Raw genomic sequence first — 24,598 nt, 5'->3', positions numbered from 1 at the left:
TTAAGGTGCGCTAACACAGATAGACACTCAAGATTCATCTGTGCTGGCCTATGTCTGAGGCCAATCATGCTCTAAATACGGGGAGAGTCGACCAAGCAAAGCGGTCGATCCCATAAGACCGAGCCACACAATGGCTCGAAGTGAGGTTGTAACCCAGTGAGCGCGGTGAGAGCGAGCTGCCGCTCCGAGGGTGCACAAGCAGAGAGGGGGAGGAAGGAGCCGCAGGAGCGAGTTTGGCATCCGATTTCAACCGCCAAGAGCGGTGGGAAAAGAAATCGGAGGACAAGGAGAGCACCAAGGCCCTACCGTCCCCGAACGTCCGCTGTGCACCACCCCAAAAGGGTTTTCGCTTTTTCGCAATTGGGTTACATTCCCCAACTTCGAGCCAAACAACATTTGAAAGGGGAGCATTCCCATGACTGATTCCATTACTTTTACTAATCCTATCCTGGAGCAGCGCGCTGATCCGTGGGTGTACCGCCATACAGATGGTTACTATTATTTTTCCGCTTCCGTACCAGCCTTTGACCGGATTGAGATCCGGCGAGCAGAGACGTTGGAAGAGTTGAGAAATGCTGAGCCGGTAACGGCTTGGACCAAGCGTGACACAGGGCCAATGAGTGCCAACATCTGGGCACCGGAGATTCATTTTATCGATGGCAAATGGTACATACATTATGCTGCGGCTCACACGAGTGAGACCAACGAAGGACTGTTCGATCACCGTATGTATGTTCTGGAGAACGATTCCGCGAATCCACTCGAAGGAGAGTGGGTAGAAAAGGGACAGATTTATACTCGATGGGAATCATTCGCGCTGGATGCAACGACCTTTGAACATAAGGGAATCCGCTATCTGGTCTGGGCGCAGAAAGATCCCGATATTGTGGGAAACTCGAACCTGTACATTTCGGAAATGGAAAACCCGTGGACGCTACGCGGCGAACAGGTCATGATCTCTACGCCTGAGTACGATTGGGAAATCATCGGTTTTAAAGTTAATGAAGGTGCAGCGGTGATGCATCGTAATGGACGGTTATTCATTGGATACTCGGCGAGCGCGACCGATTACAACTATTGTATGGGCCTGCTCACCGCAGATGAAAATGCCAACTTGCTTGATCCGGCCAGCTGGGTGAAATCACCCGAGCCGGTATTCCAGACTTGTGAAGCGAACGGCCAATACGGTCCGGGCCATAACAGTTTTACGGTATCACCGGATGGCAAGACCGATATTCTGATCTATCATGCGCGCAATTACAAAGACATCGAGGGTGATCCCTTGTATGATCCGAACCGTCACGCCCGTGCTCAAGTGATTCATTGGCGTGAAGATGGCACACCTGATTTCGGTGTTCCAGCTCCAGATGGCAAAGCAGTAGCAGAAGCAAAATAAGATGTAGTGAAACCTTGAATACGAGAGCCCTTAGTTAGCGAGTGATGCTGATTAAGGGCTCTTCTGTATGTGAACGATAAGTTAGAACGGTCTGAATGTAGATGTCTTGGATATAAAACAAAGCAACCACAACGATGATTTCTGCGTATGAGAAAGATACAGATTACGATACACAACCTATTAGGAGGATCACATATGGATTCACGCGAAACATTGGACCACGAACTTGAACAGATTTTGAAATGGGAAAAACAACAGAAGGACCTGTTTATATGGGATAAAATCGGGCGGTTGCCCTTTGCGATGTTGGATAAAGTGATGCCGAAATCGTTAAAACAGAAGATCGGAGATTCCCTGAATGACGTCGGTCAGTATGTACAGAATGGGGGCAAGTTCCTCGTACAGAAGAAAAAAGTAGCCAAGCTGTTGCAAGAGGAAGCCGAGAAATCCGGTTATTCCATGTCGGACACAACCTATCGTCTGGAACAGGATGCTGAAGCTGAGGGGACAACCAAGATTCATAGTGTAGAGAATCTGCCACTTCAGGTGCTGGACCAGGTGGCTGATAACATTACTGACAGTCGAACGAAGTTTGCAGCGGCTCAGGGAGCAGCTACAGGGTTTGGTGGCATTGTAACCATTGCAGCAGATATTCCGATGGTGATGGGGCTCTCTCTGAAGGTACTGCAGGAGATGGCACTATGTTACGGCTATGATCCCGATGAACCGCTGGAGCGTATTTTTATTGTTAAATGTCTGCAGTTCTCTTCCGCCGATATTGTAGGCAAGAAAGCGATTATTGAAGAACTGGCAGCTTACGATGATCCGGACAAGCCTATTGAAGTGGTATCGCAGATGCAGGGTTGGCGTGAGGTTTTTAACTCCTACAGTGAATCCTTTGGTTGGAAGAAACTGTTCCAACTCGTGCCTATTGCGGGTATGGTGTTTGGTTCCGTGAGCAACAAAAATACAATTCGAGATGTAGCTGAAGCAGGTAAAATGTTGTACAAGAAACGGCTGATCCTTCAGCGTTTGAAGTAATATTACAGAAGAAGTAATATTATAAAAGAATATTTATATTGAAAGAGATGAATTTGATATGTTAAACAAACAGGGTTTCTATGATCTTTTAGATCGCAATAATATCGTTTACGAAAGTATTGAACATCCCGCAGTATACACGATGGAGGAAATATTCTCTTATCAGATTCCGCATACAGAACGTATCGTTAAAAATCTGTTTCTGCGTGATGACAAGAAGCGCAACTATTATCTGGTGACGATTGCTGGAACGAAGTCAGTTGATTTGAGAAGTTTAAGCGAAAAGATACCTAGCCGCAAATTAAGTTTTGCCAGTGAAAAGGATTTGTTGGAGTTACTCGGATTGGAAAAAGGGCACGTCAACCCTATGGGGGTTCTCAATAATATTCAGAAAAACGTGACCGTAGTTTTTGACAAGGATTTAGTTGGTCAGAAAATTGGAATTCATCCCATGGAAAATACGGCAACGGTATTCCTTGAATTTGAAGATGTGAAGGAACTAATTACAGCTCAAGGTAGCAACGTTGTCATGTGTGACGTGGAATAAACGGTTGAAGCTAAATCGAGAACAACAAATATAAAAAAGGGTTCCTGCCAGTCTGTGAATACAGAGTTGGCAAGAACCCTTTTGTTATGGTTCAAACATTTTATTTAGACTGCAAATGTAGGTGACTAAAGTGAAATCTAACGAACTCAGCAGACGCTACTGGGCGATATTTCACTAATCCCGATTTCTAAAGAATCTCAGACACGTTATTTCTGCATTTCACACGCACATTCCAAGGTTTTCGGCCTTTTTCTCGGGAATAGCGTTGCTCAGATTCTTTAGATTGGGAAACCGGCAGGATTCGTTTAAATAAGTGCTGTCAGGTTCGTTAGCGCAAGATAACGTCTTATAAGGGCGATGCTGCCACGTAAGGAATGGATCTAATATAGAATAAAAAGTGGACACCTGTTGATGTATTCTTTATTCCTCACTACCATTTTCTTTCGCCCAGATATTGAGTAATTTATCGGATGGAAGCAGGAATGTGAAAATCCCGAGCAGTGGTAGGAAGCTGCACATCTGCATTACCGGTGATACGCCGAAGACGTCAATCCAGTTCCCCAGCACGAGTGCGCCCAGGCCTCCCATACCAAATGCCAGACCAGTAATTAGACCAGAAACCGTTCCGATTTTGCCTGGAATCAGCATTTGCGCGTATACAACCGTAACCGAGAAGCTGGATAACATGATAAAACCAATAATTGTTAGCAATACGCCTGTCCAGAACAGATTCGCATAGGGCAACAACAGAGCCAGCGGAGCAGCTCCGGCCATGGACAGGAAGATCAGGTTACGTTTGCCGAATCGATCCGCCAAGGGGCCTCCGAAGAACGTACCCAGTGCTCCGGCAGCCAGGAACAAGAAGATATAGATCTGCGCGTCCTCTGTGGACAATCCAAAAGTATCTTTCAGATTAAACGCATAGAAGCTGCCAATGGAAGCGATATACCAGGAACGAACAAAGACGAGCAAGATCAATAGCGTAATGGCGGCAGTAATCTTTTTGCGCAAAGCAGGATTGGGTGCACGACGGGCAGCAGCCTGTCTACGCAGGTATCCTCCTGATTGCAGCATGCGTCCATACCAACGGGCTATGTAGATTTGAACTGCAATTCCCATGGCAGCAATGCCTGTAAATCCAATGGCACCGAACAGTCCAAACGGGATAAAGATCCAGCGTGTGAGCAATGGGGCAAGGGATTGTCCGGCGTTACCACCGACCTGGAAGATGGACTGTGCCAGTCCACGGCGTTGACCGGCAGCCATGTGTGATACACGCGAACCTTCTGGATGGAAAGCAGCGGAACCTAGACCGACAAAGATAACGGAAATCAGAACAGCCATATAACTGTCAGCGAAGGCCAACAGCAACATGCCGGTAAATGTAAAACCCATGCCAATGGGCAGGATAGATGGTGTCGGTTTTTTATCAGCAAACCAGCCTACGACAGGCTGCATAATGGAAGCGGTAAAGTTGATAGCAAATGAGATCCATCCGATCTGAGTATACGTGAGATGCATAGAGTCTTTCAGAATCGGAAAAATGGCGGGAATGACCGACTGGATCGAATCATTGAAGAGATGAACCAGACTGATGGCAATGAGTATCCGGTAAACGGTGCTTTGGGCATCCGATCCGGGTGGGGCTTTCGAACGCGCTGTGGCGTCCTTGGTTAATGAGGTTTGTGTAGACATGTACAATTCTCCTTTGGTCGCGGTCACGAGGGATCAGCGCCTGATGTTGTAATATATGCGTGTAAGCATATTGTTACATAATAGGATAGATTGATAGGACCGACAAGGGGAACAAGGGAAAACGTTGATGAATTCAACTTTATTTCTGAGGTGTTTGTTTCTAACATTACATTTACAAAATAAACGTATTACTTTAGCATATACTGTAAGAAGACCCATATTTATGTGTAAGAAGGATAGAGGAGGGATGGATATGAAATCCTTATCACCTTATGAATCCGCCAAACGTGAGTTGGTGATGACTATTTTGTATATGGCTGTAATAACGTTTCAGGCTATATATGTTGCCCCAGCATCTTTGTCTGTGGCTATCGTCATATTTATCATTTTTCAATCGATTGGTGTGCTGATGTTGAGACATTACATTAAAAAAGTCAAAGAACTAAAGGAAGATCAATCTACTTGAATGCACTGCGATCCCACTGCAACGAGACACTGAGTTTCATAAAAGGTGTATACTAAAAAACCGAACTCCTTAAGCTATATAAGCTGAATTAAACATTTACACGATAACGGAGAGGACAGAAAAAACCTGAAAAAGCGAAGCGTTCGCCTTTATCCCCGGATTTTCCCCTTTAGAAAAGGGAATGGAAAAAAATCTGGGGATAACAGCGATTGGAAGGTTGTTCTGTCATCGTAGTGTCAGTGTAAATAATCTTTAGTTCAACTTATTTAGCAGAGTTCGGTTTTTGGCATTCTATGATTCTATTTTATACAGAATGGATGAACCCGACAGTTTAGCGATTATCAATCGTCTCCGGGTACATATCATGGTTCATCATGCGGTGGTCAGCCATCTGTTCGTATTTCGTTCCCGGCTTACCATAGTTAGTATACGGGTCAATGGAGATGCCGCCGCGCGGTGTGAATTTGCCCCATACTTCGATGTAGCGCGGGTCCATCAGCTTGATTAGATCGTTCATGATGATATTCACACAATCCTCGTGGAAATCACCATGGTTACGGAAGCTGAACAGGTACAGCTTGAGCGATTTACTCTCGACCATCTTCACATCAGGAATGTAACTGATATAGATCGTTGCAAAGTCCGGCTGACCCGTAATCGGGCACAGGCTGGTGAACTCCGGGCAGTTGAATTTCACAAAATAATCGCGGTACGGATGCTTGTTATCAAAGTTCTCCAAGATTTCCGGATCATATTCAAACGTATATTTAACGTTCTGGTTGCCCAGCAACGTCACATCTTGCATCTCATCAGGTTGTCTCATCGGTTATTAAACGCTCCTTGTTTCCGCCAAAGCCCGAAGCCTCACGGTATATATGAATAGGCAATTTTGCCTGTATAATTCTCTTTTTTGTCTGATGACATTTCGTCCTCATCCTTACATCATGCCGCCCATTCCACCCATACTGCCCATCACACGCCGCGTTTGTTGCCCCATACCAACGTATGAAGCTGTGGAAGCACACGAACATCATTCAGGTCATCGGAGGCACTGACTTGGTCGATCAGCCACTCATAACGAGCAAGCAGCGAGGACGCCAGATCTGGCGTATCGGCGGAAGTCACATCCGGGTTCCCGGTTTGTAAAAATAAATCCGTGCCCGGGTACCGTGCATGCACACGGCGGGCATAGTCCAGGTCTGTCTCATCGAAGATCACGATCTTCAGACTATGACTTCGTTCTACCGGGCCAGCGGCCAACCGTTCAATCAGATCATCCAGCACGGCCCAATCGGTGCCCATGCCGGAGCTTGGTGGCTTAGGCGAGACAGTGACTTCGTCAATGTCCGCCAGCCAAGGCTGCCAGCGGGAGCCCTGCGTCTCCACCGCGGTGCGGATGCCGTTCTCCCGCAGCAGGGCAACCAACCCGCCCAGCGAAGCGAGCAGGGCGGGATTACCGCCAGAGATGGTGACATGGGAGAAACGGGTGCCGCCAATGCGGCGCAATTCTTCCCATACATCCTCCGGCGTAATCATCCGAATCTGGTCCTTGCCACTGCCGTCCCAGGTAAAGGCCGAGTCGCACCAGGAGCAGCGATAATCGCAGCCCGCGGTGCGAACAAACATCGTTTTTTGCCCGATGACCATGCCTTCGCCTTGGACCGTCGGACCAAAAATCTCCATCACGGGAATACGAGCCTCTTTGCGAGATCCCGTCTCATTCACCTGCTGTGTCACACTACTCATCGATCATCCACTCCCGTCTCGCTTCCGCGTAACTGGTGGGTGTCTCGAAGAGTCGGACAAACTCCGTCCGCCCACCATCGGTCAGCCCGGCATAAGGCTCCGTCTGGAGCGCATGTTCCATCTGTTCGAACAGCCAAACGACCATATTCTCAGCCGTTGTATTCATTAAAGGAAGTGTCTCGTTGAGGTACTGATGATCCAGATATCCCTCAATCTGAGTTTTCCATATATCCTTGATATGTCCAAAATCAACCGTCAGCCCGGTTTCACCCGGATAACCGCTGATACCAAAAATAACTTTATACGTATGACCGTGCAGGTTCTTGCACTTGCCTTCATAACAATGCAGGTGATGTGCTGCGTCAAAGGTGAATTCTTTGCTTACAAGCACACGTTTGCGGTGATAGCGCAGCTGGGTGGGGAGAATATCTTCTCCGATCCGTTGCAGATGCTCTACAATACGGAAAGTTCCCGGTTCTCTCATCGTACATCCACTCCCGCCGATTCAGCAGCAGTACGTTGCTGTACATAACGATCCAATCCGGCTTTGCGCAGTTTGCAAGCAGGGCATTCTCCGCATCCATCGCCGATCACGCCGTTATAACAGGTCAGGGTACGCTCGCGTACATAATCAAAGGCACCGAGATCATCGGCCATCTTCCACGTTTGGGCTTTGTCCAGCCACATGAGCGGGGTATGAATGACAAATGGATAGTCCATCGACAGGTTAAGCGTCACATTCATCGATTTCACAAATGAATCCCGGCAATCCGGGTATCCGCTGAAATCCGTCTCGCATACACCTGTAACCAGGTGACGTGCTCCTTTTTGCTTTGCCATAATGGCCGCAAAACTGAGGAACAGCAGATTCCGTCCATCTACAAATGTACTTGGCAGTTCGCCTTCTTCATGCGTAATCTCCACATCCGTGCGAGTGAGCGCATTGGGTGCAAGCTGATTTAACAGACTCATATCGAGTACCGTTTGCTGTACGCCCAGATCACGAGCGATCTCGGCTGCACATTCAATCTCCAGCTTGTGGCGTTGACCGTAATCAAACGTAACAACCTCAACTTCGGCAAACTGTTGTTTGGCCCAGAACAGACACGTGGTACTATCCTGACCGCCGCTGAATACAACGACTGCTTTTTCTTCGTTCAACATAAAAAAACCTCTCTATCTTCTTGAGATCAAACCATGCACATAGGCATAGAGTGTCGGAAGAACAGAGAAGTTCATGAACTGGCATCCATCAAAAAACACACCTTCTCAATAACCGCTTCAAAAAGCAGGCAAGAGTAAGTGTCCTTAGTTTTTTACGTACATTCCGTAAAACAAAGTGTACGCAAGACTTATACTGACCATTACATGGTCAAGTCTTATAGAGGGAGTTCGCGAACCTCTCCCATGCCTCAGGCATGGATTTTCTTCTTCAATTGTCTGAACCATTATAACATGAAACCGCTTGGTGGCCACCCCACTGGAGCATAGTGGCAGCTAATCGGTCGGTTTCATCATGTAACAGCTTATTTGATCAATACATTGCCGAAAGGGATCACTTCTTTCAGAATTCGTTTGAACAGTCCCTCATCGTTGAGATCCTGTTCCAAGCGGTGATTCTCACGACCAGCCTGAAAGAGCACAGATCCATGTCCTGTCATCTTCCAATGATAATTCATATGCTGACTGGCAAGGTTGTTACCATATACGGTGAGTTCCAGATGTGCATTTTCGGGATAGGCAATTATACTGCCGGCATCCACATAAAGAGGGGCAGTCGGATGCAGTTCCTGTTGGCAGACCTGACCTTGAGTGAGCAATCCGATTTTGCCTTTGCCGGAAAATTTCATTTTCACTGCATCACGGGTGATCAGCATGTTTTTGATTTTCTGGATTTTGGTATGCATGGTTACACCATCAGAGTAGAAGAACAGGTGGCGGAAGTCATAGAGCAGATCACTGTCCTCCGTGAGCTCCACTTCCTTCATCGTGAATCCGGGAGGCAGGGCAGCCACAAATTGGCAAGGTCCGGTGATTTCGGATTTAATCAGCTTTTTTTTGCGATATATGCCCGTGATATTCATGAATTTATCATTGCGACTCCCACTTGGACCGCGGAAGGCCACAATTTGCTGCGGATGCAAAATATGAAGGCGGTCATCTTTAATGAGTGAAAATGTGACGACTTGCCCAGCTCCGCCTGCTTCAGCATTGTTCAGGTGTATGTTCATGCAGTTGCTCCTGTTCTTTTATACTCGGCCCGAACGGCGACGCATTCCCCAGCGCATCACACGAATCAGAACAAAGTAACCCAATATGAGAGAAACGACAGTGATGATCGTCGTCTGAATTCGTTTGGTGGTAGCTGCTTTGGCATTCTGGTCGTCCTGTAATTTACTTACCATTTCAGTGAGTTTCTGGTTCTGAGCCAGCAGTTGTTCGTTCTGGGTCTTAAATGCTTCGACATTGGCCTGGGCTTGTCCCAACTGAGCAGACGTTTGATTTAATTGCTCCATCGTTTGCTTATAACTTTCCTGCAGAGCGTTCACTTCTCCGGGCAATTCGGAGACTCGCTCCCATCCGCTGTATATATCCGTAAAAATATTGGCACTGGCTGCACTTACTGTCGAAGCGATCGAAACAGTAAATAGAATGCATGTGGTGAATAACACCCGAATGAAATAACCCTGAATGGATTTTGGCATCGTTAACACCTCTTTCTTCGGTTAGATAGATCAATCGCCGAATTCGTCGTCTATTGTTGAAATACGGCTCTTACATTATACGTCAAAACCGGGACGATGGGTTCAAGATGATATCGTTTTATTACCCGAAATATATAAAATTATTTAGGAATAGGGCTGTTTAGCTTACAAATCTGCGGGGTAATAGAACGATAGGCAAGCACACCGGACCGTTTTACAGATCTTTTACTTCAGTTCCGGGTGCATGCTATTCACAAATGCGCAATTTAATGAACGATACCAATATATCCGATTGAATATAAGATCGTGAACATGAAGGAGTAGAAACATATGTACACAACAGATCAGAACACATCAACCAAAACGATTATGATCACTGTGAATGGAGAGCCAGTAGGGCGTAAGCTGGTCATTGACAGTGTCACCTATGCACCGGTAAACGAAGCAGATGGTGTACAATATTTACACAAAATGGGAATCAATCATCCTACTGTTTAATTTGGGACTTGTCATAGATAAGTGATTGATAAGCTTGGCCTAGTGCCAGGCTTTTTCGTCGTTTATTGTCGTATTGAGACGGATTTAGGGATATAAAACTAATATATTGGAAAAATTTAATGGGAACATGTGTTCCGTGACAATATAGTGTCCATTCACCCTGATAACTTAGAAGATAATACATACAAATCGGGGGAGAGACTACCAGTGAACTCAGTCTTTGAAGTATCTTATTCGTGGAATAAAGAGGCCATACCGACAGGGGGAGCCGACCCCGTATATATGATGGTAGAGTGGCGTAACGGTGCCCCTGCCAAAAGACTTAGGAAAATAGCACCCAAAATTGTATCAAGAGATTTGGAACTTTTGCTCAAACCGGAATATGGAGTACAGCTAAAAGGCATCTATGGATGTCGTTCCAAGGAAACGGATATTGGCTGGTTGTTGAGGCTTGGGGATATGTACAAGGGAGAAAGTAAACAAATTTTGCTTGAATTCGTCATGGGACCCCGTGTATCAGGAAAAGCTGCCGTATGTTCAGCCTACTGGAGCACAAGGAAGTTGAAGCAAAGTCAACGTGTATTGTTACGAAGAGAACAGTTGTATATTCAGTACACCAGTCATCTGGGCATGCTGCGACAGCCGGAAGATCCCAAGGTGGAGAAGACGATCAAATTAAGTGAAACCGTGCCCCTGATCAAACAAGCCCTGCGCGCCTACGAAAGAGGCCGGGTTCAAGAGGGAAGTAATATGTTGCGTCGTCATGCTGATGCGTTGTTAATTGAAGCTGCGCGGAAGCAAGATCTGGACTATTACGCGGAAGCCGAGATCGTTGAAAAGTTGCGTTATCACTATGAGATAACGTTTACAACAGGATATCATGATCGTGAAAAAAAGATATTAGGAGAATAGGGTTGATTTCAGATGGTAACGGTATAGAGAGAGTCTACATATTTGAAGGTGAAGTTTAGGAGAAGGTCGAATGTATGTATCAATATCATATTAAACAATGGATGGAGTTGTATCAAATTTATTGAAACAACATCGTGGAGGGTCCGGCAAAATGACAGACCGACTAATCCGATTAATGCGCATTATAACGCTGGTGCAGGCCAAGCCGGGCATACTGGCACGTGAGCTCGCCCAGCGATGCGAGACGACGGAAAGGACGATATACCGCGACATGGAGGCCCTCAGTGCAATGCATATCCCGATCGCCAATATGGGACACGGACAAGGGTACATGTTTATCAGCCAGTTTGCCATGTATCCGCTAAATTGGTCTGATGAAGAAGCCCAAGCTTTCATGCATCTTGCTGAAGTTATGGAAAATATTCGTCCTTTGCTGAAACCTGCTTTTGAGAGCGCTTATGAGAAAGTGGTTGCTGCGAGTCAGAAAAACAAAACAGAACGAGTGGAATGGTCGGAGCAAATTAGTGGATTGTTCAAAGCGGGATTGCCCGCATGGCAAAATGAAAACAACGATTCGCAGAATCAATCCCTGATTACCCTGCTTCAGGCTGGCATTTCACAGAACACCATTGAAGGGGAGTATCTGTCTCAAGGTAAAAAAGGGATCGTACGTATAGATCCTTACTGTCTTATCCCTCGTGAATACAGATTTGAGCTGTTAGGGTATTGTCACCTGTCGGAGAAACTTCGAATATTTCAGGTGAGCCGGCTGCAAAGGATACGGATATTGCCACGCACGTTTCGCAAAGAGGATTATCTGATGCAATCGCACTTCCGCATTCCTTGGGCATACGAGGGAAGTACGGAGTGGACTGCGTTCAAAATTCGATTTGCCCCCCATGCTGTGGCGCGTGTGATGCAGGAGCAATTTTTTATACGACCCATCCTAACCATTGAACCGGAAGGTAGCCTGTTATTTGAAGCCATATTAAGTGATGTTGACGAATTTCTTGTATGGATATCTAAATATGGACCTGATGCGGAAATTCTCGAACCGGAGATCTGCCGCATCAAGATGAAAGAACGCCTAAAATATTGGCAACAAATGTACAATAAAAGTTGAGATTAGAATACCACCTAATCCTAAGGCAAAACACGATTAAGTACTGTGCTGTGGACGGTTACTCTTTGGTTTTGAAAAGGCTTGCCAGATTGCCAAAAGGTGATTCTTTCTCTTCATCTTCTGTGGAGCTGGAATAGACAACCTTGGATGTAATGCCTTCATCATCGGCTGCACAGTTGTTTTCCAGAGTGAAACGGTCAAATTGATGCATAAATACCTTGGCTGTATTGATGGCATCATCCAAGGCACGGTGCTGGGTACCATCAAATTCGATTCCGCAGATTTCAAGAGCCTGAGCGAGTCCGAGTTGACGGAACTTGCCTTCTTTACGAACGGTGCGGGACCATTGTTGCTGGAGATCGTTATGATTGGTGATCCAGGCCACATCAAGTTGATGGGTGCGACAATGAGAGATCAGTTTGCTGCGGTCATCGGGTCCCCAGGAACACATGTAATAGGGGTCACTTCCCATCCAAGCAATGAATTGGTTCAATGCTGCCGGAAAAAGGGGGGCTGCATCAATATCTTTCTGCGTGATACCTGTAAACTGAATCGTGTCAGTGGACAGAACAGACTTGTTGGAAGGACGAACATACGTATGGAACGTATCCGTTACGACCAATCCATCTGCACTTTCCGTAACTTGGACGGCACCGATATCAATAATTTCAGAAGAATAGCGAGTATTGCGGCTTACTGTGAATTCAAGATCATATATGATATATGGCATAGGACAAACTCCTTTATCGATTAATACCTGTGATAGATTTCTATTTCTCTATATTACAGGGAACGTGCTGCCATGTCAGCCATCGCTAGAGAATTCATTGTATTCGGGTGAATGAACAGTCTGAGTGTTTAATGATCTTTCTGATGCATTTCCGGTTTTGGTAAGTCTTTACTTCACCAAAAGTGGTCGTTATAATGAGGAAAGTTAGGGACTTTCCTATGTTTTGTTTGTATTTATGGCAACATAAAAGTAGAATTTTACGTCTTATTATCAGAACTTCCTAACACCGTTTGAAGTGTTGGGGAGTTTTTTATTATTTATAGCATACTCATGTAGGAAAACTACTTCACGAGTTAGTATTATTGAATTTCAAGTACATATGGAGGTTTGTTTCTTTGATTAGTAGAAAATTGAAAATAACAGCAATTACAGCCAGTGTGTTTATTATTTTATTGAGCGCTGCATATGGTGCATTCTATATTTGGAACAAGAATTATAAATTTAATAATAATTATGTATGGCAGCCTTTGGAGGACGTGCAATCTACACTAAACCTGAAAGATTCCTATAACGTTATTGTAGCTGGAACGGATCCGGAAGGTATTACTGCTGCCTTATCAGCTGCTCGTAATGGGATGCGTGTATTGCTGGTGGAAGCAAGAGATCGCAACATGTTGGGAGGATTGTTGACAGAGGGAGGCCTTAATACGCTGGATCTAAATTATTCCCCTGAACAACCGCAGTTATTGAGTAGTTTGCGGCAGCCTGACTTTTTGAACAAAGGCATTTTCCAGGAATGGTTTGACCAGATCGAGGGTAGTTCATTTGATACCAATACAGCGGCTAACATTTTCTATCGGATGGTTCGTTCTGAACCTAATATTGACCTGTTGATGAATGCTAAGGAATTAGTTCCCCTTACTGAACAATCTACGGGAGATCACAAGACAATAACGGGTATGAGCATAACTAAAGAAGATGGAACAACTGTTCAGATCTCAACCCGCTCCATCATTGATGCAACGCAAGATGCGGATATTGCAGCAGCTGCAGGAGTTCCATATTCCATAGGTAGACAAGATATTGGAGATGGTAAATCCAAAATGGTCTCTACGCTTGTATTCAAGCTAAGCGGTGTTACAGATGAGGTATGGCAAAAGTTTAGGGAAAGGGATGGAACCGGGGTTGATAAGATGAGTGCTTGGGGGTACGGTGATGCTAGAAAATATGAATCCTCCAATCCACAACATATTAAGATTCGAAGTCTGAATATCGGAAGACAAAATGATGATACAATCTTGATTAATACAATGCAAATCTTTGGGGTAGATCCGTTAGATCCGATATCTGTGAAAAAAGGTCTGGAAATCGGGCGTAAAGAAGCCCCACTAATTGTTGATTTTCTGAAGAAAAATTATGATGAATTTGCAGGACTACAATATGCTGGAACAGCGAACGAACTTTACGTGAGGGAATCACGTCATATCTATGGCGAGTACCGATTAACATTAGCTGATGTCATGGAAAATCGGGATCATTGGGATGCCATTGGATACGGCTCATACGATATTGATATTCAGAGCACGAGTGTTGGAAATCCGGGCACGATTATGTTGAGTCCGATTCAATATGGTGTACCTTTTCGCTCGCTTGTACCGCTAAAGGTTGATGGTTTGCTCGTCGTTGGACGTGCAGCAAGTTTTGATACAATCCCACACGGTAGTGCAAGAGTTGTCCCAATGGGAATGGCAGAGGGAGAAGCAGCAGGAGCGGCGGTCAAGCTGGCATATATCCATAAGGAGTCCTTCCGCGAACTCTCAACTTCCGAAGAGCGAGCATCTGAACTACGTAAGATGCTGGAGAATCAGGGGATGGATCTGAAAGTACATCGTTTCGAGCAGCCTGATTATATGGAGCATAAGGATTACAAGGGATTGCTGGCTGCAGCGAGTATGTATATGACTTCAGGCAATTATAATAACGATGGTTGGGAACTGGATAAAGGAATGAATCCAGAACGATTTGTAAGTAAATTGAAAAGAATGCAAGCGATGTTTCCAGAAGCCTACACAGGCAGTGCCGACCAAGCTCTAGCAAATATGGAGAATGCCGTAACCCTACCTTTAACGTTGGATCAGGCTGCGTATATGTTATGTCTGGCAATGGGATCTTCGGAAACGGAAACTTCACTTGAACAGGCACTTGCTCAATTGCAAACGCAAAACTTTATAAGTGACGACACGCTTGCTGGCATTGCTGACAAGAACAATCTTACCAATGGGGATGCGTTTATGCTCATTCGTGATGTAGTGGAGTATTATTCTGGAGTTGTATTCGACTAATTGGTTGACAATTACTTGTAAATGAACTAATGTGGTCAAAAATGATAACAGCGTTATAACGAGGACATGATTGTGCAAGCCAGCTTCAACAGAGAGGGAACAGTGTGGTGCAAGGTTCCTGTAGCTGCTTCATAAATTCCTACCTCGCGAGCTGCGGAAGAGAATGCCCATACAGGGTTGCAACCTCCGCCGGCAGGGCCCGTTATGCCCCGTAGGACTGTATGTTACAGATCGCATAGGTTGCGAACGGATTAATTTGCAGTTAAATAAGGGTGGTACCACGACACATTCGTCCCTTGACGGATGTGTCTTTTTGCTGTTTATGCGCCGTATTTGATAACAAAAAGGAAGATTAGGAGTGTGTTATGATGCGTCAAAGTGAAATGCTTGTCCCAACATTACGTGAAGCGCCAGCGGAGGCAGATGCAGCGGGACATCGCTGGTTACTGCGTTCCGGCATGATTCGCCAACTTGCTGCGGGAATTTACAGTTACCTGCCCCTTGGACGGCGTATATTGTTAAATGTTGAACGGATCGTTCGTGAAGAGATGGATCGTGCGGGATGTCAGGAAGTGTTGCTGCCGATTATGCAGCCTGCGGAGTTGTGGGAAGAATCCGGAAGATACACACAGTATGGTCCCGAATTGATGCGTCTGAAGGATCGTCATGCACGGGAATTTGCTCTTGGACCAACACATGAGGAAGTCGTAACCGCTTTAGCGCGGGACGAGGTGAGTTCGTATCGCAAGCTGCCATTCACCCTGTACCAGATCGGAACCAAGTTCCGGGATGAACGCCGTCCTCGATTTGGATTGCTGCGTGGTCGTGAGTTTATTATGAAAGATGCGTACTCTTTTGCTTCGGATTGGGAAGAACTTGATCGGACTTATCAGGCGATGAACACGGCGTATAGTCGCATTCTGGAGCGTTGTGGTCTGGACTATATCCGTGTTGAGGCGGACGCAGGAACGATTGGCGGTCAAGGGGAAACACATGAGTTCATGGCTCTTGCTGATGTGGGTGAGGACACAATTGTAACCTGCAAACATTGCGGATATGCTGCAAATCTGGAGAAAGCGGGTTATCAGAATTCTGGAGATATGGAGAAAAAAGAAGGAAGTTTGGAAGTTCCAGCCGACTCTGCGAGTGCAGACTCCGCGCTTCAAACGGATGAACATTCAGGAGCGGAAAACGTAGTACGCATCTCGACACCTGGCGTTCGTACGATTGCAGAGTTAACCACTTTTGTGAGCAAAGGTGCTGAGCATATGATCAAAACGCTGCTTTATGTAGCGGATGGTCAGCTCGTCGCTGCGCTTGTGCGTGGAGATCATGAATTGAATGACATCGCATTAAAGCAGGTGTTGGGGGCAGAGGAACTGATCCTTGCAGACGATGCAACCATTGCGGCACATCAAAATCTGAAGGTAGGGTTCCTAGGTCCGATTGGACTAAATCTGCCGATGGTGGTGGACGCTGACGTGGCAGTGATGAAGAGTGCAATTACAGGAGCCAATGAAGTGGATGTGCATGTTTCCGGTGTACGCCCAGGGATTGATTTTGCATTGGAGCGAGTAGAACGAATCCGCTTTGCTGCGGAAGGGGATGCTTGTCCAACATGTGGATCACCACTTGTGTTTACCAAAGGTATCGAGGTTGGCCATATTTTCAAATTGGGGACGAAATATAGTGATGCCATGGGCGCTTCATTCCTGGATCGTAATGGTCGCCAGTGTGCGCCCGTCATGGGGTGTTACGGCATTGGCGTATCCCGCCTGATGGCCGCTATAGCTGAACAATATGCAGGAGATGATGGCATAAAATGGCCTGCTGCTGTTGCGCCTTATGATGTGCATCTGATTACAGTAAGTTGGAAGGATGAGCAGCAACGCCAGCTTACCCTTGAACTGGAGCAACAATTGATCGATGGCGGATTCACTGTATTGGTTGATGACCGCGATGAACGTCCGGGTGTGAAATTCAAGGATGCTGAGCTGATCGGATTGCCTGTGCAGATCGTCATTGGCCGAGGAGCAGCAGAAGGACAGGTCGAACTGGGATCACACGCACTTGCAGCAACAGGTGAATCGAAACGAATCGGGTTGACGGCACAGGAGGCTGTGCTTTATGTGAAGGAACAGCTCACTTCCTAAATTCAGGGGATTCGCTAATTATATGAGTTCATATAATAGTACCGAATATAATGCGGTAGCTGATTTTGATTGCTGAAATTCCAATGTGAGCATGAAAAAGAGGGCTATAGGCATGCAATTTGGTAGGATTTTATGAGTGATATCATACGAAATAACTATATTTGGACATATGTATTTAGTATACACATGATTTTATAATTAAGGGTTTGAAGATGGTCATACTCAGGCGGATTTATGTGCAAGTATGCAATGTTGAGAAGACAGAGATGTCGAAATTAAATGTACAATAACCGCATGAACACGGTAATTCCGGAGAGCTTTTATATAGTTCGGTGTGGAAGGCACATGATGAAGTTAGTCCGTAAAGGCCTGGCTGGGATTTATTTTTTCCTCAGATGATTGTCAGGATCAGCAGGATATGTCCACAGGAAATGTTCAAGTATCTGATGTGAATTGATGTTTAAGAACTGAGATCCAAAAGGGTGTCCCCTTAACCAGTAATCTGGCTTGGGGGACACCCTTTTGGTTATGACAAGAACAGATTCGTTATTCTGATGCACTATAAGCGATCATGCCTATATGCACTTTGCTTTGCTGAGCTTAAGAAGCTGCAGGCAATTTCAATTGTTGACCTGGATAAATCCAGTGTGGATTTTTGATATTGTTCAGCTTTTGCAATGCCTGCCAAGTTGTGCCGTATTGTTTGGAGATGGAGTACAGGGAATCTCCGGATTTCACAACATGAAGTTTAGCTGGAGCTGGTTTGCTTGGTGTTGGTTTAGATGGTTTTTCCGGTTTTGGTGTTTCTGGTTTTGGCTTGGTTGGAGCTGGTGTTTCTGTTGCCGGAGTTTCCGGCTCTACTGCAGGTTTTAGCGCTTCACTGATCCGACCATCTGTTTTGATGTCTACAGCGCCAAGCTTTTGCATGTAGTTAATCAACGCTTCATCCAACGCGCCGTACATACCTGTTGTAGCATATTTGGCAAACATGGTGTATTCGTCACCACCAACAGCTGTGAAATCATTGGTTGCCAGTGTATATGCTGCTTCCGGATCAAGGGCTTTATCGCCAACGGTTACGGAATGTACACGGCTACCTTCTGCAGCGGAAGTGTCGATTTTGAACTTGATACCAGATACTTGCGGGAATCCACCGCTTGGTTCCGGGTAGGAAGCTACACCGACTTCAAGGGCTGCCAGAATATCGGACCCTTTCACTTCAAGGGTTACTACTTGATTACCAAAAGGAAGCACTGTGATGACATCACCTTTGGTTACGATTCCTTTTTCGATGGAAGCACGGATACCACCACCGTTAGTCAGTGCAATATCGGCTTTGCTGACATCACGAATGGCATCTGCAAGCAGGTCACCCAGGTTAGTTTCACCTGCACGCACCTGTTCACGTTTACCATCCAGCAGAATAGCTGTATTGGCTACTTCTTCTTTCAAAATAGGTTCTTGTTCTTTTTGAATGGAGTTCACGAGAGTCGCGACTTTCTCATTTGGTTTGATGTCTTTTGCTTCAGTTTCATCAATTAATGTTGCTTGTTTCTTCGTTACTTTACCACCATCTACCCACAGATCGATGACACCTACGTAGTTAGTGTATTCTCCTGCACTTGCAATCAATGTTCCGTTATCGGATACAAGGCCATCTTGCAGTACAGTGTGGCTGTGACCATCGATGAATACATCGATGCCAGGAACTTCTTTAACAACTTTAAAGCTAGTATCCGTGCTGGATGCATCTTGTCCAAGGTGTCCCAATACCACAACAACATCTACTTTGCTGCGGATTTCGTTTACCAGAACTTTGGCTTCCGCAGATGGATCTGTAATATCAAGACCTTCTACGTTTTTAGGATTCGTTTTGTACAACGTTTCCGGTGTAGTCAAAGCGATGATACCAATCTTCACGCCATCCACCTCTTTAATGAGGTAAGGATCGAAGAGACGTGTTCCGTCTTTTTTCTTCACGTTGGCACTCAGCATAGGAAAGTTCATCATGTCTGCCAGTTCGATCAAGCGATCTGAACCATAGTTGAATTCATGGTTACCCGGTACGATGGCCTGGTATCCCATTTCATTCATGACTTTCACGATGCTCTCACCATTCACGAGAGTGGCAAATGTTGTACCATGCACAGCATCTCCAGCATCAAGCAAGAGTGTGTTCGGGTTTTCGCTACGATATTTGTCAGCGATTCCAGCTACTTTGGCAAAACCCATAGCAGGTGAAGATTCAACTGCACGGGCATGCGTATCATTCGTATGTAGAATGGTAATGTGTTTACCTGTGCCCGGAGTGGTATCCGTTGCAGCTGCGGCAATACCTACACTGCCAAACAGCAAACAGACCGTTAGCAGAAGTGAAACGTAATTCTTCCAGATTTTCATATGAATCCGAAACCTCCCCAAATAATAATCTAATTGAGCGTTTACACAGCTCAAATAGTATTTTAACAGACTATTATTAGGAAATCTCGCGAATTACGTAAAAATAAGTAACCTGAAAGTGACATGTAAATCGGCTGTTGGAAAATATAATCTTCGGAAAGAACGTATGTTCTTAAAGAGTGTAAAAAAAATGCTGCGCTTCACGCGGCAGTCCGGTACGTAAACAAAATTTCTCCAAAGATTCATCCGGTTCAGGCATCACTCCAGAGGTTAGCAATTGAATGGCAAAACGGTTAGCCTGTCTTTCCAGCTTGCCTGGAGCAAAATAGGAATGTTCCTCCAGAAAGAATCGATTAATCCCTTTATGAAGTCGGTCGTGTCCAAGCTCATGTGCGCACACGAACCGTTGCCATTCCGGCGGCAAATCATTGTGTATGACGATAAACCTGCGCCGGAGCTTGCGAAAGTACAGTCCCTTGGTGGACTTCCCCAAATTGGTGAAACGAATCTGTATTCCAACCGCGCGGGCAATGCTGAACGGGCAGTTGGTCCGGTGTTTTCGAATCAGCTTTGTTACGATGTCATCCATATGATCTCACCTGCTGCCTCATTAAATTCAGTGGGTCATGCCTCATGGGCGATTGTCCGATTCGTCTGTCTTTTTGCGTTTGTTCATCTGTTTGGCTTCCCAGAACAGACCTGTCAGTACATCCTTGATTCGTTTCTTGTCCTCTTCATCGAGTGGAATGCCGTCAAACATCAGATCATCATCGTCCTCCAGCATCTTTTTGAAATCACGACGGTCTTTGTATGTAGCCCATTCCGGTACGTCCTGAAGTTCAGCAGCACTCCCTGGTTCAATATAACCAGCCTGCTTCATCATCTCTGTATAGGGCACCGAGAGTGCATCTGAAATCTTGCGGATCGTCGCTGGTTTTGGCACACCCCGGACCCCATTCTCAATACGTGAAATTTGTGAATTGCTTATTCCGGCTGCTTCGGCGAGCTGATTGATGCTGTATCCCTGTTGCTCGCGCAGTTGTTTCATATAAGGACCAAAAGCGTGCTCCACAATTATGCCAACTCCTTCGATTCGTACAAGTGCTTGAATTAATATTAAGAAGAAAGATGAATGCGACAACTCCTAAACCCTCTGCGGGTGCGCCGTTCCGGATTCGGATCGTTCTTTTGATCGCTGTTATCCCCGGATTTCCTGTTTCCCTTTCCTAAAGGGTGAAATCCGTTGATAAAGGCGAACGCTTTGCTTCTTCAGAATCGATTCCGTCTCCTTCACTACGTATGCGCTTGATATGTACCTTAGCGGCATTAAGGAGAAGGGGAGCTTCTTAATATTAAAAATCAAATGACTTATACGGAAGTTCATTAATTAAACAGTACTATATCGTATATATACCATTAGGTAAAGAGATATGAAACAATTATGCCAAAAGGCATAGGAAATGAGAGCGAAGGTTTTATTTTATCGTCAAAACGAACCAAAATGAAGGTTTACTCCGATCTCCAGAAAGTGGTATCCTCAAATAGAAATACGAACAATATGCGAACAAAATGTAACAATGACACAGGTTGGATTTTAGAAATGACTCTTTGAAGAAGGTAATTCCCCGGATTATACAGATTTGGAGTGATTCCAAAAGGCAACAGCGGGAAATTGAAGACATGTCGTTATTTATTTAGGAAACTGGACAACTCTATGAATAAGAGCGTTTTTCCATCGTGCAAAGAATGATGGCAAAACAACATGACGTGAACGATAGAGTGAGAGATATGAATGGAATAAAAAATATTAAAGGAGGAAGATAAATATGGAATTGATGCTGCCCGAATTGGACCGACGCAAAACGCAAACAGCTGTTGAAGCTGCGCTGGAAAAATACCGAATCTATAAAACCATTGCATTTGAAGAACGAGAGGTTATGGTGACGGCAAGTTACGCCGAGCGTTTCCACGGTGCAACCAATGTGACGGGGGATTCCACGGCGAGAACGGCAATCTACAATGTGGACGTGCAACGCGCGCGTCAGGCATATTGCGATACGATTGATTTTGTTGTGTCCCGGCTGAGTGAAAAGGAACGTGTACTCGTCTGTGAACGATATCTGAAAGACGATGATGTGTTTGACTATAAAGTGTATAACCATGTGTTTGATCCACCTGTCAGCAAGGATACGTATACGAAGATTCGTACACGTGCTTTCTATAAAATGGCACTGGCTCTGTCAGATCGAGGTCTGATTAATATGGAGCCTTTGTCTGTGTCCCGCAAAGAGCGACAGAAGCTGGGCTGAGTGAGCGATTGAAGAAGTTGATCCTTTAATATCCAGGGTGGATTGGTTACAATAGTTGAACAAACCACAGTTGGCATCAGCCAAAGGAGAGAAGTCTGCCATGTCGGAAGAAGTCGGAATGCAGGAAATGATCACGTTGAAGACAATCGCGGAAACGCTCAATACGTCCAATGATCTGAACTTAATGCTGGATACCGTTGTCGGCAAATTACTGGAGTTGACCGGATTAACGGCAGGTTGGATGTTTCTGATTAATGAACGTGGAGAATACACCTGTGTTTCGGATTACAATCTGCCCCCGGCATTACTGCGTGAAGATAAAGAGCCCATGCGAACGGGTACCTGCTGGTGTGTGAACCGCTTTAAGGATGGTCAACTCAATCATGCGGTCAACATCATTAACTGTAAACGGCTGGAGAATGCCGTAGAATTCCAATGGGGAGATACCCATAATATTACCCACCATGCAACCGTCCCGTTAAGGTCAGGTGAGAAGATGCTCGGCCTGCTCAACGTGGCTGCGCCAGCCAAGGAACATTTCAGTGACAGTGAACTGGCGCTGTTACAGGGCGTGGCGTACCAGATTGGTAGTGCGGTAGAGCGGATGAGATTGTATCGTGCGGAGCAGCGACGAGCTGATCTGTATGCCAAGTTGGGGGAGTTCAGCACGGCTTTGGGTCTTGCAGTGAACGAATGCAGCAATTCGGATGCTTTTTCTTTAAAAGTTGTACAGCTGCTTGGGCAGCATTATGATTGGCCTTTTGCTACAACTATTCAGCAGAAAAACGGAATGTTCGTTGTGCAGGCAGCCTATGCAAATGATACGGTTCGAACGTTATCAAGTACTCCGTTATCTTCAGAAGTGACGAGCCACATTAACCATATAATAAATTGTCATCGTGTAACATCTCTGTCTGCAATAGAGATCGCTGAGATATTTACCCTGTGCGAGCCTGACCAGACTATGAATTCCATTGCCTCGGGAATTGCTGCCCCCCTTCCGTACCATACGCCAGGGGAAACAGGAATTCTGGTGATCGGAATAGGAACATCAGGTCCTGCGCAGGCGGACCGTGAGGTGCTGGAGGCATTGGCCGAACATATTGCGGCCTCATGGGAGAGTCTGAAGCTGGCGGAGAATCGCCGCGAACTTGCACGAATGGAAGAGAGAAACCGGTTGGCTCGCGATCTGCATGATTCGGTTAATCAGATTTTATTTTCACTATCGTTAACGGCTAAAGGCGCGGAAAGTATGTTATCCGGCTCCGAGCAGTTGCACCCGGCAGCGGAAGCGATGAAGGATATTCGGGCTTTGTCTCAGGAGGCTCTCAAGGAAATGCGCGCATTGATTATGCAGCTCCGCCCCGCGGGACTGGAAGCAGGGCTGCTCCATGCGCTACAGGAATACGGCACCAGCCAGGGGCTTCAAGTGGTGATGAATCGGACGGGAATGAGGTCTTTACCGCGTAATATAGAAGAAGCATTGTGGAGAATCGGACAGGAAGCGCTGAATAATGTACGGAAACACGCGGATGTTCCTTCTGCTGAGGTCACCCTCAAGTTAAGTGATCATGAAGTGGTATTCACCGTCACAGATCAGGGAAAAGGTGGTGCGAACAGGCCAAAAGCGTCGTCTGGAAGCTCCCTTGGCCTGTCCATTATGAAGGAACGGGCTCAATCGCTCGGGGGCAGTTTAGAAATAGTGAGTTCTTCCCGCAAGGGGACAACAGTAACGGCAGTCATTCCACTTCCGTTCGAATCTGTATAAAGTCAGGGGGAAGAAGAGATGCCGATTACGATTTTGCTCGCAGATGATCATGCGATGGTGAGACGGGGGTTGCACGTTTTTTTGACCACACAGCAAGACATGGAGGTTGTTGGTGAAGCATCGAACGGGCAGGAAGCACTGGCGCAGGCGGAAGCGTTAAAACCTGACGTGGTATTAATGGATCTGCATATGCCGGTCATGGACGGAATTGAAACAGCAAGACGATTGCGTGCATTAATGCCAGAAACGCGAATTATTGTGCTCACATCGTTTTCGGATCAGGATCATGTCGTTCCTGCTGTGCGTGCAGGGGTGAAAGGATATCTACTCAAGGATATTGAACCGGAGGATCTGGCTGTGGCCATTCGCAATGTGCATGCAGGTCAGGTAGAATTGCATCCCGCCGCAGCAGGTCAATTGATGCATGTGATGGCTTCATCCGATTGGTCTATAAATGAACAGCAACCACAGCATGTAGCGACAGATCAGACAGCAGACAGTCAACATCAGGAGCCAAAGCAGGTTGGAAAATCAAACGAAGCATCCCTAGGTGGTCTGGATATGCTCACTCGCCGTGAACAAGAGGTTTTGGGGCTGATTGCTCAAGGATTGAGCAACAAGGAAATTGCAGTCCAATTGGTCATCACCGAAAAAACGGTCAAAACCCATGTCAGTCATCTGCTCGACAAACTGGGGCTGGCGGATCGGACACAAGCGGCTCTTCATGCCGTAAGAAATGGCTGGGTCGTCTGACCAATTCCGACATA

The 24,598-nt window shown here is 45.9% G+C and carries 23 protein-coding genes; 12 read left to right on the top strand and 11 right to left on the bottom strand.

Features of this window, described 5'->3' with window-relative positions:
- Positions 1–415: 415 nt before the first annotated feature.
- The 3 genes from MKY44_RS30385 (at position 416) to MKY44_RS30375 (ending at position 2,984) form a co-directional block, all read left to right on the top strand.
- Positions 416–1,396, top strand: a complete 981-nt coding sequence (locus MKY44_RS30385; RefSeq protein WP_341010242.1) for a glycoside hydrolase family 43 protein — start codon at positions 416–418, stop codon at positions 1,394–1,396.
- 195 nt (positions 1,397–1,591) lie between these two features.
- On the top strand, positions 1,592–2,437 hold the full coding sequence (locus tag MKY44_RS30380) for an EcsC family protein (protein ID WP_341010240.1): 846 nt from the start codon (positions 1,592–1,594) through the stop codon (positions 2,435–2,437).
- Between the two features lie 58 nt (positions 2,438–2,495).
- Positions 2,496–2,984 carry a YbaK/EbsC family protein gene (locus MKY44_RS30375; RefSeq protein ID WP_341010239.1) on the top strand — a complete coding sequence of 163 codons (489 nt, stop codon included), beginning with the start codon at positions 2,496–2,498 and terminating at the stop codon, positions 2,982–2,984.
- A gap of 420 nt (positions 2,985–3,404) precedes the next feature.
- Here the strand turns inward: MKY44_RS30375 and MKY44_RS30370 are convergent, their stop codons facing one another.
- Positions 3,405–4,679, bottom strand: coding sequence for an MFS transporter (locus MKY44_RS30370; protein WP_047841924.1), 1,275 nt, complete (start codon positions 4,677–4,679; stop codon positions 3,405–3,407).
- A gap of 253 nt (positions 4,680–4,932) precedes the next feature.
- On the opposite strand from MKY44_RS30370, the gene MKY44_RS30365 reads away from it, so the two are divergent.
- Positions 4,933–5,145 carry a hypothetical protein gene (locus tag MKY44_RS30365; protein ID WP_341010237.1) on the top strand — a complete coding sequence of 71 codons (213 nt, stop codon included), beginning with the start codon at positions 4,933–4,935 and terminating at the stop codon, positions 5,143–5,145.
- Positions 5,146–5,476: 331 nt separating this feature from the next.
- Here MKY44_RS30365 and queF read toward each other — a convergent pair whose 3' ends face one another.
- The 6 genes from queF to MKY44_RS30335 form a co-directional block, all read right to left on the bottom strand.
- On the bottom strand, positions 5,477–5,968 hold the full coding sequence (gene queF, locus MKY44_RS30360; protein WP_341010235.1) for a preQ(1) synthase: 492 nt from the start codon (positions 5,966–5,968) through the stop codon (positions 5,477–5,479).
- A 149-nt stretch (positions 5,969–6,117) separates the two neighbouring features.
- A complete protein-coding gene (gene queE / locus MKY44_RS30355) occupies positions 6,118–6,891 on the bottom strand; it encodes a 7-carboxy-7-deazaguanine synthase QueE (RefSeq protein WP_341010234.1) in 774 nt (257 codons plus the stop codon).
- Positions 6,884–7,375 (bottom strand): 6-carboxytetrahydropterin synthase QueD, encoded by a 492-nt coding sequence (gene queD / locus MKY44_RS30350; RefSeq protein WP_036611465.1) that lies wholly within the window; start codon positions 7,373–7,375, stop codon positions 6,884–6,886. The genes queE and queD overlap by 8 nt, the downstream gene beginning before the upstream one ends.
- Positions 7,372–8,052 (bottom strand): 7-cyano-7-deazaguanine synthase QueC, encoded by a 681-nt coding sequence (queC, locus tag MKY44_RS30345; RefSeq protein ID WP_062835912.1) that lies wholly within the window; start codon positions 8,050–8,052, stop codon positions 7,372–7,374. Before queC ends, queD begins: the two co-directional genes overlap by 4 nt.
- A gap of 365 nt (positions 8,053–8,417) precedes the next feature.
- The gene (locus tag MKY44_RS30340; RefSeq protein ID WP_036668803.1) at positions 8,418–9,122 is read right to left on the bottom strand and encodes an AIM24 family protein; all 705 of its coding nucleotides are present in this window, start codon (positions 9,120–9,122) and stop codon (positions 8,418–8,420) included.
- An 18-nt stretch (positions 9,123–9,140) separates the two neighbouring features.
- Positions 9,141–9,596, bottom strand: a complete 456-nt coding sequence (locus MKY44_RS30335; RefSeq protein ID WP_036611459.1) for a hypothetical protein — start codon at positions 9,594–9,596, stop codon at positions 9,141–9,143.
- Between the two features lie 330 nt (positions 9,597–9,926).
- On the opposite strand from MKY44_RS30335, the gene MKY44_RS30330 reads away from it, so the two are divergent.
- From MKY44_RS30330 to MKY44_RS30320, 3 genes are all read left to right on the top strand, one after another.
- The gene (locus MKY44_RS30330; RefSeq protein WP_341010232.1) at positions 9,927–10,094 is read left to right on the top strand and encodes a hypothetical protein; all 168 of its coding nucleotides are present in this window, start codon (positions 9,927–9,929) and stop codon (positions 10,092–10,094) included.
- 207 nt (positions 10,095–10,301) lie between these two features.
- Positions 10,302–11,006, top strand: a complete 705-nt coding sequence (locus MKY44_RS30325) for a hypothetical protein (protein ID WP_017690195.1) — start codon at positions 10,302–10,304, stop codon at positions 11,004–11,006.
- A gap of 151 nt (positions 11,007–11,157) precedes the next feature.
- Positions 11,158–12,129 carry a helix-turn-helix transcriptional regulator gene (locus MKY44_RS30320; RefSeq protein WP_341010230.1) on the top strand — a complete coding sequence of 324 codons (972 nt, stop codon included), beginning with the start codon at positions 11,158–11,160 and terminating at the stop codon, positions 12,127–12,129.
- 58 nt (positions 12,130–12,187) lie between these two features.
- On the opposite strand, the gene MKY44_RS30315 is transcribed toward MKY44_RS30320, so the two are convergent.
- The gene (locus tag MKY44_RS30315) at positions 12,188–12,859 is read right to left on the bottom strand and encodes a 3'-5' exonuclease (RefSeq protein ID WP_341010228.1); all 672 of its coding nucleotides are present in this window, start codon (positions 12,857–12,859) and stop codon (positions 12,188–12,190) included.
- 395 nt (positions 12,860–13,254) lie between these two features.
- On the opposite strand from MKY44_RS30315, the gene MKY44_RS30310 reads away from it, so the two are divergent.
- Together MKY44_RS30310 and MKY44_RS30305 are read left to right on the top strand one after the other, a co-directional pair.
- Complete coding sequence (locus tag MKY44_RS30310) at positions 13,255–15,201, top strand: FAD-dependent oxidoreductase (protein ID WP_341010227.1); 1,947 nt, start codon at positions 13,255–13,257, stop codon at positions 15,199–15,201.
- Between the two features lie 368 nt (positions 15,202–15,569).
- Entirely contained in the window at positions 15,570–17,354 is a 1,785-nt protein-coding gene (locus tag MKY44_RS30305) for a proline--tRNA ligase (protein ID WP_341010315.1), read from the top strand.
- Between the two features lie 600 nt (positions 17,355–17,954).
- Here the strand turns inward: MKY44_RS30305 and MKY44_RS30300 are convergent.
- From MKY44_RS30300 to MKY44_RS30290, 3 genes are all read right to left on the bottom strand, one after another.
- Complete coding sequence (locus MKY44_RS30300) at positions 17,955–19,754, bottom strand: 5'-nucleotidase C-terminal domain-containing protein (RefSeq protein ID WP_341010225.1); 1,800 nt, start codon at positions 19,752–19,754, stop codon at positions 17,955–17,957.
- A gap of 172 nt (positions 19,755–19,926) precedes the next feature.
- The gene (locus MKY44_RS30295; protein ID WP_017690190.1) at positions 19,927–20,343 is read right to left on the bottom strand and encodes an ImmA/IrrE family metallo-endopeptidase; all 417 of its coding nucleotides are present in this window, start codon (positions 20,341–20,343) and stop codon (positions 19,927–19,929) included.
- A gap of 42 nt (positions 20,344–20,385) precedes the next feature.
- Positions 20,386–20,829: a helix-turn-helix domain-containing protein gene (locus tag MKY44_RS30290; protein WP_082219000.1), complete on the bottom strand. Its 444-nt coding sequence runs from the start codon at positions 20,827–20,829 to the stop codon at positions 20,386–20,388.
- 751 nt (positions 20,830–21,580) lie between these two features.
- Between MKY44_RS30290 and MKY44_RS30285 the strand changes: the two genes are divergently transcribed.
- From MKY44_RS30285 to MKY44_RS30275, 3 genes are read left to right on the top strand one after another with little or no spacing between them, the layout of a single operon-like run.
- The gene (locus tag MKY44_RS30285) at positions 21,581–22,063 is read left to right on the top strand and encodes an ArpU family phage packaging/lysis transcriptional regulator (RefSeq protein ID WP_017690187.1); all 483 of its coding nucleotides are present in this window, start codon (positions 21,581–21,583) and stop codon (positions 22,061–22,063) included.
- 55 nt (positions 22,064–22,118) lie between these two features.
- Entirely contained in the window at positions 22,119–23,831 is a 1,713-nt protein-coding gene (locus MKY44_RS30280) for a GAF domain-containing sensor histidine kinase (protein WP_341010223.1), read from the top strand.
- An 18-nt stretch (positions 23,832–23,849) separates the two neighbouring features.
- Positions 23,850–24,584 carry a response regulator transcription factor gene (locus tag MKY44_RS30275; protein WP_341010221.1) on the top strand — a complete coding sequence of 245 codons (735 nt, stop codon included), beginning with the start codon at positions 23,850–23,852 and terminating at the stop codon, positions 24,582–24,584.
- Positions 24,585–24,598 lie beyond the last annotated feature (14 nt).

This window comes from Paenibacillus sp. FSL R7-0026, assembly GCF_038004485.1.
In the GTDB taxonomy this organism is placed as follows: domain Bacteria; phylum Bacillota; class Bacilli; order Paenibacillales; family Paenibacillaceae; genus Paenibacillus; species Paenibacillus xylanexedens_A.
This window is presented reverse-complemented; position numbering and strand designations above follow the sequence as displayed.

What these genes read in the sequence shown, in the direction of transcription:
- MKY44_RS30295 (WP_017690190.1), bottom strand. Translation starts at nt 20,343, where the DNA reads ATGGATGACATCGTAACAAAGCTGATTCGAAAACACCGGACCAACTGC.
- MKY44_RS30320 (WP_341010230.1), top strand. Translation starts at nt 11,158, where the DNA reads ATGACAGACCGACTAATCCGATTAATGCGCATTATAACGCTGGTGCAG.
- MKY44_RS30370 (WP_047841924.1), bottom strand. Translation starts at nt 4,679, where the DNA reads ATGTCTACACAAACCTCATTAACCAAGGACGCCACAGCGCGTTCGAAA.
- MKY44_RS30340 (WP_036668803.1), bottom strand. Translation starts at nt 9,122, where the DNA reads ATGAACATACACCTGAACAATGCTGAAGCAGGCGGAGCTGGGCAAGTC.
- queD (WP_036611465.1), bottom strand. Translation starts at nt 7,375, where the DNA reads ATGAGAGAACCGGGAACTTTCCGTATTGTAGAGCATCTGCAACGGATC.
- MKY44_RS30315 (WP_341010228.1), bottom strand. Translation starts at nt 12,859, where the DNA reads ATGCCATATATCATATATGATCTTGAATTCACAGTAAGCCGCAATACT.
- MKY44_RS30365 (WP_341010237.1), top strand. Translation starts at nt 4,933, where the DNA reads ATGAAATCCTTATCACCTTATGAATCCGCCAAACGTGAGTTGGTGATG.
- MKY44_RS30380 (WP_341010240.1), top strand. Translation starts at nt 1,592, where the DNA reads ATGGATTCACGCGAAACATTGGACCACGAACTTGAACAGATTTTGAAA.
- MKY44_RS30375 (WP_341010239.1), top strand. Translation starts at nt 2,496, where the DNA reads ATGTTAAACAAACAGGGTTTCTATGATCTTTTAGATCGCAATAATATC.
- queF (WP_341010235.1), bottom strand. Translation starts at nt 5,968, where the DNA reads ATGAGACAACCTGATGAGATGCAAGATGTGACGTTGCTGGGCAACCAG.
- MKY44_RS30300 (WP_341010225.1), bottom strand. Translation starts at nt 19,754, where the DNA reads ATGAAAATCTGGAAGAATTACGTTTCACTTCTGCTAACGGTCTGTTTG.
- queE (WP_341010234.1), bottom strand. Translation starts at nt 6,891, where the DNA reads ATGAGTAGTGTGACACAGCAGGTGAATGAGACGGGATCTCGCAAAGAG.
- MKY44_RS30385 (WP_341010242.1), top strand. Translation starts at nt 416, where the DNA reads ATGACTGATTCCATTACTTTTACTAATCCTATCCTGGAGCAGCGCGCT.
- MKY44_RS30330 (WP_341010232.1), top strand. Translation starts at nt 9,927, where the DNA reads ATGTACACAACAGATCAGAACACATCAACCAAAACGATTATGATCACT.
- MKY44_RS30335 (WP_036611459.1), bottom strand. Translation starts at nt 9,596, where the DNA reads ATGCCAAAATCCATTCAGGGTTATTTCATTCGGGTGTTATTCACCACA.
- MKY44_RS30305 (WP_341010315.1), top strand. Translation starts at nt 15,570, where the DNA reads ATGCGTCAAAGTGAAATGCTTGTCCCAACATTACGTGAAGCGCCAGCG.
- MKY44_RS30285 (WP_017690187.1), top strand. Translation starts at nt 21,581, where the DNA reads ATGGAATTGATGCTGCCCGAATTGGACCGACGCAAAACGCAAACAGCT.
- MKY44_RS30275 (WP_341010221.1), top strand. Translation starts at nt 23,850, where the DNA reads ATGCCGATTACGATTTTGCTCGCAGATGATCATGCGATGGTGAGACGG.